This is a genomic window from Streptomyces sp. NPDC056231, assembly GCF_048270745.1.
Lineage (GTDB): Bacteria > Actinomycetota > Actinomycetes > Streptomycetales > Streptomycetaceae > Streptomyces.
The window spans coordinates 19,923-31,401 of the sequence record NZ_JBLVKW010000085.1 but is presented as its reverse complement, the minus strand read 5'-3'; the positions used below and the strand labels follow the sequence as shown (position 1 = coordinate 31,401).

The window sequence follows — 11,479 nt, the reverse complement described above, 5'->3', positions numbered from 1 at the left end:
CCCAGCCACCACATAGACCAAGGGGCCACCCGGCCTACGGCCGGACAGCCCCTCAACAAGATCTTCATGAGTCTTCTAGGGCGTGTTTCGAAAGTCCCCCTGCCAGGCGGGCCCCTGGGGCGGACGACACTCCTTTCGGAACACGCCCTGGTGCCCTCCCGGCAGGCTTTGCCCGCTCCTGATCGGGCAAACATTGCCGGTCACGGCACTTGTTGTCCGCGCCACGCGTCACTATGGAGGGATGACGGGACGCTGGGAGTTCTGGATCGACCGTGGCGGCACGTTCACCGACGTGGTGGGCCGTGATCCCGACGGGCGCCTGGTCACCCGCAAGCTCCTCTCGGACGACCCGGACCGCTACCGCGACGCCGCCGTCGCCGGGATCCGCCTCATGCTCGGCCTCGGCCCTGCCGACCCGGTCCCCGCCGACCGGGTCGGCAGCGTGAAGATGGGCACGACCGTCGCCACCAACGCCCTGCTCCAAAGGCGTGGGGAGCCGACCGTCCTGGTCACCACCGAAGGGTTCCGGGACGCCCTGCGCATCGCGTACCAGAACCGCCCGCGCCTCTTTGACCGCCGCATCCTGCTGCCCGAGGCCGTGTACGACCGGGTGATCGAGGTCCCGGAGCGGATCGATGCGCACGGCCGGACCCTCATCCCCCTCGATCTGCCTGCGACAACAGCGCAGTTGAGAGCCGCGAGGGCGGACGGCTTCCGCAGCGCGGCGGTCGTCCTGATGCACGGCTACCGGCACCCCGCCCACGAGACCGCCGTCGCCGCCGCGGCGCGTGCGGCAGGTTTCGCCCAGGTCAGCTGCTCGCACGAGGTCAGCCCGCTGATCAAGCTGGTACCGCGCGGCGACACCACCGTCGTCGACGCGTACCTCTCGCCGATCCTGCGCCGGTACGTCGAGGAAGTCGCGGGCGAACTGGAGTCCGTCCGGCTGATGTTCATGCAGTCCAACGGCGGACTGCGGGAAGCCGCGCACTTCCGTGGCAAGGACGCGGTGCTGTCCGGCCCCGCCGGTGGCGTTGTCGGCATGGCCCGTACGTCCGCACAGGCCGGTTTCGACCGGGTCATCGGCTTCGACATGGGCGGCACCTCCACCGATGTCTCGCACTACGCGGGCGAGTTCGAGCGCGAGCTCGGCACCCAGGTGGCCGGGGTGCGGATGCGCGCCCCGATGATGAACATCCATACCGTTGCGGCCGGCGGCGGCTCCGTCCTGCACTTCGACGGCCGGCGCTACCGGGTCGGACCCGACTCCGCGGGCGCGGACCCCGGCCCGGCCTGCTACCGCAGGGGCGGGCCGCTCACCGTCACCGACGCCAACGTGATGCTCGGCCGGGTCCAGCCCGCGCACTTCCCGGCAGTCTTCGGGCCGGAGGGAAACCTGCCGCTCGACGCCGACGTCGTGCGCGAGCGGTTCGGGGCACTCGCCGACGAGGTGGCACGGGCCACCGGCGCGCGGCGTACCGCAGCCGAGGCCGCGGCCGGATTCCTGGAGATCGCCGTGCTCAACATGGCGAACGCGGTCAAGAAGATCTCCGTGGAGCGTGGCCACGACATCACCCGCTACGCCCTCACCTGCTTCGGCGGCGCCGGCGGTCAGCACGCCTGCGCCGTCGCCGACGCACTCGGCGTCGACACCGTCCTCGTGCCGCCGCTGGCCGGGGTGCTGTCCGCGTACGGCATCGGTCTCGCCGACGCCACCGCCATGCGCGAACAGTCGGTCGAAGCGGAGCTCGACGCCGAAGGCACCCGGGCCGCAGTCGACGCGCTCTGCGCGGAACTGGCCGCCCGCACCCGCGCCGAACTGCGCGCCGACGGACTCGAGGACAGCGCCATCAGCACCCACGCCCGGGTCCTCCTGCGCTATGCCGGCACGGACGCGAGCCTGCCCGTCGACCTGGACACCGCGCCCGCGATGACACAGGCGTTCACGGACGAGCACCGAGCCCGCTACGGCTTCACCATGGACAGACCACTGCTCGTCGAGGCGGTGTCGGTCGAGGCGACCGGCGCGGCGGGCCGGCACGTACCGCACCCGGTGGATCGGACGGTCCGCGAGGGCACGCCACAACCCCACGACACGGTAAGGATGTTCGCCGACGGCCGTTGGCAGGACACCCCGCTCCACCGGCGCGAGGCCCTGCAACCGTCGGACACCGTGACCGGTCCCGCCGTGATCGCCGAGGCCGACGCCACCACCGTCGTCGACCCCGGCTGGCAGGTCACCATCGGCGACACCGGCCATCTGCTGCTCACCCGGGTCCGACCGCGCCCCGACCGGACCGCCGTCGGCACGCGTGTGGACCCGGTCATGCTGGAGGTGTTCAACAATCTCTTCATGTCGATCGCCGAGCAGATGGGCGTGCGCCTGGAGAACACCGCCCACTCCGTCAACATCAAGGAGCGGCTCGACTTCTCCTGCGCGCTCTTCGACGCGGACGGCAATCTGATCGCCAATGCCCCGCACATCCCGGTGCACCTCGGTTCGATGGGGGAGTCCATCAAGGAAGTGCTGCGGCGCAACGGCTCCACCATGCGTCCCGGCGATGTGTACGCCATCAACGACCCGTACCACGGGGGCACACATCTGCCCGATGTGACGGTGGTGACCCCGGTGTTCGACGAACGCGGCGAGAACGGGTCGGGGCTGAGATTCCTGGTGGCGTCACGTGGCCACCACGCCGAGATCGGCGGCATCACCCCCGGCTCCATGCCCGCGTTCAGCCGCACCATCGACGAGGAAGGGGTGCTGTTCGACAACTGGCTGCTGGTGAGGGACGGCAGGTTCCGCGAGGCCGAGACCCGCGAGCTGCTCACCAATGCCGCGTACCCGTCCCGTGACCCCGACACCAATCTCGCCGATCTGCGTGCCCAGATCGCCGCCAACGAGAAGGGCATCGCGGAACTGCGCCGCATGGTGGACCAGTTCGGCGCCGAGGCCGTCGACGCGTACATGCGCCACGTGCAGGACAACGCCGAGGAGTCCGTACGCCGGATCATCGCGCGGCTGCACGACGGTTCGTACCGTTACGAGACCGACAACGGTGCCGTGATCGAGGTCGCGCTGACCGTGGACCGTACCGCACGCAGCGCGATCGTCGACTTCACCGGCACCTCGCCGCAGCAGCCCGGGAACTTCAACGCCCCGAAGTCCGTCGTCATGGCCGCGGTTCTGTACGTCTTCCGGACCCTGGTCGCCGACGACATCCCGCTCAACAGCGGCTGCCTCAAACCCCTGGAGGTCAGAGTCCCGGCGGGTTCGATGCTGGCACCCGTCCATCCCGCGGCCACCGTCGCGGGCAATGTGGAGACCTCCCAGGCCGTCACGGGCGCGCTGTACGGGGCGCTCGGCATCCAGGCCGAGGGCTCCGGCACCATGAACAACCTGACCTTCGGCAACGACCGCGTCCAGTACTACGAGACGGTGGCCAGCGGCTCGGGCGCCGGCGACGGCTTCGACGGCACCGACGCCGTGCAGACCCATATGACCAATTCCCGGCTCACCGATCCCGAAGTGCTCGAATGGCGCTACCCGGTCCTGGTCGAGAGCTTCCGGGTACGGGACGGCAGTGGGGGAGCGGGTCGGTGGCACGGCGGCTGCGGGGTCGAGCGCAGACTCCGGTTCCTCGAACCCGTCACGGTGGCGCTGCTCACCGGACATCGCCGCGTCCCTCCGTACGGCATGGCGGGCGGCGAACCGGGCGCGCTGGGCAGCCAGCACATCGAGCGAGCCGACGGGAAGAACACGGTCACCTCGCTGGAGGGATGTGACACGGCCGAACTGGCGCCCGGCGATGTGCTGGTCCTGCGCACACCCGGCGGCGGGGGATACGGAGTGCCGCAACCGGTCGCTTCTGCGCCGTTTCGACCGTTGTCGGTGTGAGGACCTAATCTGTGCAGCGTGACTTCGCCTGCCTACACGGACAACGCTGCGCCCCAGCTCAGCGCGGGGCCGCGGCCCGCCCCGGGCCCGGCTGCCGACGAGGGGCTCTCCCGGCGGCTGCGCGCGCTCGCCTGCACGGCGCCGCTGCACGACCTCGACGTGCGCAAGGCGAATCTGGCGGGTGAGTACACGGTCTACGCGATGGCGGAGGTCGCCCTCGCCGCGATCGACCAGGTCACGCTGCACATGGACTTCGACACGGGCGCCGACCACGAGCAGATAGTGGCCAAACTGCTCCCGCGCGTCGCCGCCCAGGCGCCGTATCGTCCCACCGCGGAGCACGAGCGAGTCGCCCGCTGGGTGCTCGACAACCTGATCAACGTCGGAAGCGTGGACCGCGGCTTCCGCGCGGTGTACGGCACGTTCGGCCCGGACGGGGTCTATGTCCGCAGGGACTACGACTTCAAGCTGATCGAAGAGGTACCCGGTTACGGCGGCAGCGTCTATCTGAGGGCCACCGACGAAGCGGTCAACGTCCTGGTCGGCGCCCTCGACACGGACGTCACCAGCGCCCAGATCGCCGCCGAGGTGAAACTGGAGGTCCTGATCAGCCGGGGTCGCCTCGCCGATGCGCAGCTCGCCGCCGAACAGGCCCGCTACCGCACCGTGCAGTACGCGGAGACGCTCCGCAAGACGCTGGAGGCGACCCGGCGCAACGTCAGGGCCGTCGACTGGCTCAACGCCGTGCCCGACATGATCGCCGAGGCACTGGACCACGTGGCCGACCGCTACCGCCACGAGAACGCGATCCTCACCAACATCCGCAAGGCCCGGGACGAGGCGGAGGACCCCGAGCACAAGCGCCGCGCCGCCGAGCTCGTCGACATAGTCAAGGACTGCATCCGCCGCCACACCCAGCTGCAGTCCCGCCTGTTGGAGGCGGGGCCGCTGTTCCGTGCCGAGCAGGACCGGCAGGCGTTCGCCACCCCGACGGCCAGGACCGGCCTCGACCTGTACGGCCAGCTGGTCGCCCCGCTGCTGCCGCTCCCCGTCGACGAGGCGATCCGCGTGACCGACGCGTTCTTCGCCCACGGCACGGGGCTGCGCACGCCCACCTCGGTGCGGGTGGGCGACCTGGTCGACATGCTGCTCACCCCGCCCCTGGAACGGGAGCATCTGGGTGCCGAGATGCCCGAGCCGGATCTGATCGCCACACCGGACGACAGCAGGTTCAGCGAGGAGCAGCTGGCGAGCGCCATGAACCTCCTCGATCTGGAGCACGACGCACCGCGCCGGCTCTCCGGACTCCTCGCCGAGGCCCGGCGAAGCGATCCGGACCTGCCCTATCTGGTGGCCCTGCTCGCGGTGCACGCCGCGTCCCCGCCGGTCGGCACCGCCTACCGGCAGGGCGAGCGACGCCTGCTGTTCGCCGTCGACGACGGGACCCGGCTGGACGACCCGGAGTTCGGCGGGGCGGACCTGATCGTGGGCATGGCCCTGCTGGACGCGGCGGGCATGGCCGCGGACCGCTCGGAGGCCTCATGAGCGGGCGGGGGCGCCGGACCCGGCGGAACCCTGATCACTGCCGGTCCCGGGCCGCCACGTCCGGATGCGCGGTTCCGCTCGCACCTTTCCGTACGGACGCCGTGAGAGCCGGCGCCGCCCACCCCGTACCACCGAGATCCCGCACCGAGGAGCGACCGTCGTGAGCGACTACCGCGCAGAGCACACCGACGCGTGGAGCGAGCCGACCGCCGGGTACGCGACCGCCGGGTACGCGACCGAGGGCGACGCCGCCCACGAGCCTGCGGCACCTACCGCAGTCACCCCGGCCGACGCAGCCGACGCCGCCCGGCTCGTCGCCTTCGGGCTGCAGCCCAAGCTGCTGCCCGCCCGTGACGCCGAATACGCCGAGCTCCTCCGGCGCTACCGGGAGGAGACCCCCTTCGCCCGGCTCGCCGATGCCGTGGCCACCGGACTCGGTCTCGTCGTCCTGGAGGTCTCCACCCGGGCCGGCATGGCCGTGACGGCGGGCGAGGACTCCGTCTTCGCCGTCCGCATGGGCGACTACGCCCGCCGCGCCTCCTCCGACTCGGCCGACCGCTTCCTGCACGGACTGGCTCATCTCGCCGTCGCCGCCATGGCCTTCCCGCGCCCCGAGGACCTCGCTGACGACGCGTACATCGGCCGCGTCACGGTCAACGGCATCGACGCGTTCGTACGCCAGGCCTGCCACCGCCTGGAGGAGCGGGCCGAGGAACACGGCGACAACACCGACCCGGCCACCGACGCCCCGGGGCTGGAAGCCGCCTGGCGGATCTATGCCCGGCGCAGCGCCACCGGCGCGACGAAGGACGCCCGGCGGCTGGCCGGATCCACCACCGGCATCGTCGGCAAGGCCGTCGCCTTCCTCACCGACTCCGGCTTCCTCCAGCGCACCGGGGACGATGCCGGAGGAGCCTTCCGCACCACCGCCCGCTACCAGCTGCAGGTACGCGACATGGCGGGTACCGCCGCGATGGCCGAACTCCTGGAACTCGGCGTCGTACCCGTCACCGACGGAACGGCGACACTGCTGCCGCCGCCCGACGGCGACGACCTGGAACTGGCGGCCGACGCCGGTCTGCCCTTCCACGCCTGAGCACCCTCACCGCCGTCCCACTCCTGCTTTCCGAACGACGAGAGTCCGCCGCCATGTACGAGCTGTCCCGGGTCCGCCTCTACTCCATCGGGCCTGCCGGTGCGCGCTACGCCGACACCGTGCTTGACCTGCGCGGAGTGGGGGAACCCGTGCCCAACCCCGCGCCGGCCCAGGCGGAGTTCTTCGAGGAGGAACCGGTCGGCCCGCCGCGCCGCCCGGCACCCGCCGGTGTGCTCTTCCTGGAGAACGGCGGCGGCAAGTCCGTCCTGCTGAAGTTGATCTTCTCCGTGATGCTGCCCGGCCACCGCAACACCCTCGGCGGCGCCAGCTCCGGCGTACTGCGCAAGTTCCTGCTCGCCGACGACTGCGGTCATGTCGCCCTGGAGTGGCAGCACACCCTCACGGGCGAGTGCGTCGTCGTCGGCAAGGTCAGCGAGTGGCGCGGACGGCAGGTCTCCAACGACCCGCGGAAGTTCGCGGAGGCCTGGTACTCCTTCCGCCCCGGACCCGGTCTCAGCCTCGACTCGCTGCCGGTCGCCGAGGCCACCGCCGTCGGCCGCCCCGTCGAAGGCGCCTCCGGCGCCCAGGGCAGGCGCCGAACCATGAAGGGCTTCCGGGACGCCCTCACGGATGCGGGCAAGTTCTACCAGCACCTCGATGTGCACTGGGAAGAGATCCACGACCGGTGGAACGAGCACCTCGGCGACCTGGGCCTCGACCCCGAACTCTTCCGCTATCAGCGCGAGATGAACGCCGACGAGGGTGAGGCGGCCGGGCTCTTCGCGGTCAAGAAGGACTCCGACTTCACCGACCTGCTGCTCCGCGCCGTCACGGACACCCGTGACACGGACGGTCTCGCCGACCTGGTCAGTGGCTTCGGCAACAAGCTGGGCCGCCGGGCCGAACTCACCGCGGAACGCGACTTCACCGCAGGCTCCGTCGACCTGCTCGGCCGGATCGTCGAAGCCACCGGCACCCGCTCCCGTACCCGCGACATCCACGCGGGCGCCGAACACCGCACCCGTACTCTCGCCCGCAGGCTCTCCGCCCGGGCCGCCCAGGAGCGCGGCCGCACCGCCGACCTCGCCCAGCAGGTGACGGGCGCCGCCCACACCGTCACCGCCGCCGAGGAGGCCCGCAGCCGCAGCGCTCTCATCGCCGCCGAACTGGCCTACCGGCACGCCTCCCTGGCCCTGGCCGCAGCCGAGAAGGGCGCGGCCGCCCAGCGCCGCGAACTGGTCGACGCCCGCACCCTGCACTCCGCATGGCAGGCCGCCGAAGCAGTGCTGCGCCACCGCGCCGCCGCCGACCGGTCCGCGCGCGTCGCCGTCGCCATCCGCGAGGCCGAACGCGACGCCGCGCCCGCGCTCGCCGCCCGCGCCACCGCTGCCGCCGACCTCGTACGCGCTCTGCACACCGCCGCGGAAGCCGGCGAGCAGCTGGCCAACGAGGAGGAGGAGCGCTCCGACACCCTCCAGGCCTCGGGGGAGACCGCCCACCGGGATGCCACCACCGCCGCCACCGAGGCCCAGCGCGCCCGCAGTGAGGCCGGACATCTGCGCCAGCGCCTCGCCGAGGTCGAGCAGGAGACCGCCGAGGCGGTACGGGCGGGCTGGCTCGACAACACCGCGCCGGACGCCGATCCGGCGCGGGCCGCCCTCGCCGCGAGCGACGCGGAACAGTCCACCGTCGCCGCCTGGAACGACGCACGGGAAGCGGCCGGAGCCGCGGCCGACCGGGCCAGGGAAGCGGCGGCCGCCGAGAGCCGAGCCGAGCTCGCCGCAGCGCGCGCCGCGGACGGTGCGCAGGCGGCGGAACAGTCGTACGAGGCCGAGTTCAGGGCCGCCGAGTCGATCGCCGCCGACCACCGCCTCGCCGACCTGCTGGGCCTCCCCGCGGCGCACGGCGTCGGTGTGCCCCGGCCCCGTCGCGGAGCCACCGGCGGCGCGTCGGGCACCGCGGCACCGCACGCCCCGGCGCCGCAGGACGGGTACGAGGACGGGGCAGGAGCAGGTACGGGCTCCGGCTCCGATCGGCAGGCCGTAGCCGGCCAGGCACTCGCCACCGACCGCACTGCCACGGGCGATTACTCCCTGACCGCCGAACAGCCTCTCACCGCAGAGGAGTTCGACCGAAGCGCCGACGAGTTGAGGGAGCTGCTCGACGAGGGCATCGCCGCCGCCGAACGCCGCCTCTTCGAACTGCGCACGGCGGCGGCCGACGACTCCCGTATCCTCGGCGCACTCGGTGACGGCGGACTGCTGCCGCCCGGACCCGATGTGCTCGCCACTGTCGAATATCTCGGTGAGCACGGCATCCCGGCCCTGCCGGGCTGGCGCTACCTCGCCCAGGCCGTCGACCCGGCCGACCACGCTGCGGTGCTCGCCGCCCGCCCCGAGCTCGTCGACGGCGTGATCATCACCGACGCCGACTCGCACGCCCGCGCCCGTGAGGTCCTGGGCGGCGCCGCCCTGCTGCCGCGCTCCGCCGTCGCCGTCGGCACGACCGCCGCACTGCTCGCCCCGGTACCCGCCCCCGGCACCGGCTCCGCCCGGAGCACTGACGGGGTGTTCCTCGTTCCGCCGAACCCGGCGATGCACGACGAGCATGCCGCAGACGAGGAACGCCAGGCGCTGCGGAGCCGGGCCGCCGACCGCGACGAGGACATCCGCACGCTCGCGGCCCGCCTCGCCGGAGACCGGTCCCTCGCCGCCCGGATCGGCTCCTGGCGCGCCGACTGCCCGCCCGGCATGCTCGCCGAGCTCGCCGAGGCCGCCCGTACCGCCCGCACGGCCGCCGAGACGGCCCAGGCCGTGCTCGCCGAGGCCCGTTCGGCGCGCGCCGAGGCCGACGAAACCGCCGCGGACACCGCCCGCGTCCGCGACGAGCGCCAGGAGGCCGCCCAGCGTGCCCGCCGCGTCGCCGACGCCCTCGCGGGCCTGGCCCACCGGCTCCGCGAACGCTCGCGCTGGCAGGCACGACTGCGCGAACTCGTCGAGGAGGCGGCCGAGTCCGAAGCCCGCGCCACCGTCTGCCTGGAGCGGGCCCGCGCCGCCGACGAGGACCGCAGGGCCGCCCAGCGCGCGGCCGACGACGCCCGCCGCACCGCCCGAGCCCTGCGCGCCGAACGTGCGGAGATCGCAGGCGCCCCGGAGAACCTCCCTGAGCCCGAGGGCGATTCCCCGCGCCCCGCCCTCCCGGCTCTGCGCGAGGCCTACCGTGCCGCATCCCAGCTGTACGAGAAGGTGGGTGTCGGCGCCGACCTGCGCGCCGAACAGGCCCGCGCCGAGAGCGACGAGAGCGCCGCCCTCGCCGAACTGGACCGGCTCACCAACAAGGTCCGCACCCGCGCCGCCCAGCTCCTCGAAGGCACCGACGGAGCCGACGGCCCGTCACGCCAGGCGGCCGCCGCCCGCGCCGAATCCCTGGTCCAGCTCCTGGAGACCCGGGCCTCCGCCGCGAGCGAGCAGCTCGGCCGGCTGCGCGGTGAGGCCGAGCGTCTCGCCCCGGTGGACGGCGAGACCCACCACACCGAGCTCCCTGACGAGCTGGTCCCCGCCGAAGCCGAGCAGGCCCAGACCCTCCTGCGTACGGCCACTGCCGAACTCGCCACCGCCACCGGCGCCCTGGACACCGCCCGCGCCGCCCACGCCGAACTGCTTCACGCCCACCGCACCGCCGAGGCATCCGCCGGAGGCTTCGACGAGACCGCCGCCCTGCTGCGCGACCTTCTCAGGGACCATGGCGCCGACGACGACCCGGAGGCCCCCGAGCCGTACCCCGGCAGCCTTGACGAGGCCCGGCAGTCCGCGGCCGAGGCCCGTCGCTCGCTGCGCGGCTGCACCGCCGACCTCTCCGCCGCCGAAAGCGCCGTACGCGAAGCGAGCGACGTCCTCGTACGGCACGCCAACGCCACCCGCTACGAGCAGGTCCGTACCCCTGCCCGGCAGCAGATCCGCGAACTCCCGGCCGCGGCACTGCCGGAGCACGCCGAGAAGTGGGCCGCCGCCTTCGCGCCCCGGCTCCGCGTCCTCACCGACGAGCTGGCCCAGCTGGAGCGCAACCGCGACTCCATCGTCGACCGGCTCCGCGGACTCGTGGAGTCCGCACTCACCACCCTTCGTTCCGCCCAGCGGCTCTCCCAGCTTCCCGAGGGCCTGGGGGAGTGGTCCGGCCAGGAGTTCCTCCGAATCCGCTTCGAGGAGCCCGACCAGGCGACGCTCACCGAGCGGCTCGGCGACGTCATCGACGAGGCCACTCGCGCCGCCCTCAAGAAGAACTCCGACCTGCGACGGGACGGCATGTCCCTCTTGCTGCGCGGCGTACAGGCGGCCCTGGAGCCCAAGGGCATCGCCGTGGAGATCCTGAAGCCGGACGCGGTGCTCCGCGCGGAACGCGTCCCGGTCGGACAGATGGGCGACGTCTTCTCCGGCGGCCAGTTGCTGACCGCCGCCATCGCCCTGTACTGCACGATGGCCGCCCTGCGCAGCAACGACCGGGGCCGCGACCGGCACCAGCACCGTCACGCCGGCACGCTCTTCCTCGACAATCCCATCGGCCGCGCCAATGCCACGTATCTGCTGGAGCTCCAGCGCGCGGTGTCGGACGCCCTAGGCGTACAACTGCTCTACACCACAGGCCTGTTCGACACCACGGCGCTCGCCGAATTCCCGCTGGTCATCCGGTTGCGCAACGATGCGGACCTGAGGGCGGGCCTGAAGTACATCAGTGTGGAGGAGCACCTGCGCCCCGGCCTGCCACAGCAGGATCCGAACGGTGAGACGGTGCACGGGGAGATCACCGCGACCCGCATGTTCAAGCGCACGCCGGCGACGCCCGACGCATCAGAGGCAGCCGGAGCCCTGGACGCACCCCGGGCCTCCTAGGGCGTGCCGGAACGCCGGCCGGCCAGCACGACTTCGACGTCTCGCCGGGACAGCTCT

The 11,479-nt window shown here is 72.6% G+C and carries 4 protein-coding genes; all 4 read left to right on the top strand.

Features of this window, described 5'->3' with window-relative positions; translation table 11 throughout:
• The first annotated feature begins 241 nt into the window (after positions 1–241).
• Positions 242–3,895, top strand: coding sequence for a hydantoinase B/oxoprolinase family protein (locus ACNPQM_RS37260; RefSeq protein WP_418087423.1), 3,654 nt, complete (start codon positions 242–244; stop codon positions 3,893–3,895).
• A gap of 18 nt (positions 3,896–3,913) precedes the next feature.
• Positions 3,914–5,440, top strand: coding sequence for a hypothetical protein (locus tag ACNPQM_RS37255; protein WP_358861016.1), 1,527 nt, complete (start codon positions 3,914–3,916; stop codon positions 5,438–5,440).
• Between the two features lie 160 nt (positions 5,441–5,600).
• Positions 5,601–6,536, top strand: coding sequence for a hypothetical protein (locus ACNPQM_RS37250; protein WP_358861015.1), 936 nt, complete (start codon positions 5,601–5,603; stop codon positions 6,534–6,536).
• Positions 6,537–6,589: 53 nt separating this feature from the next.
• Entirely contained in the window at positions 6,590–11,422 is a 4,833-nt protein-coding gene (locus ACNPQM_RS37245; protein WP_418087422.1) for a hypothetical protein, read from the top strand.
• The last annotated feature ends 57 nt before the right edge of the window (positions 11,423–11,479 follow it).

Bases quoted from the DNA above. Each gene is read 5' to 3' on its own strand.
- ACNPQM_RS37260 (WP_418087423.1), top strand. From the start codon at position 242: ATGACGGGACGCTGGGAGTTCTGGATCGACCGTGGCGGCACGTTCACC.
- ACNPQM_RS37245 (WP_418087422.1), top strand. From the start codon at position 6,590: ATGTACGAGCTGTCCCGGGTCCGCCTCTACTCCATCGGGCCTGCCGGT.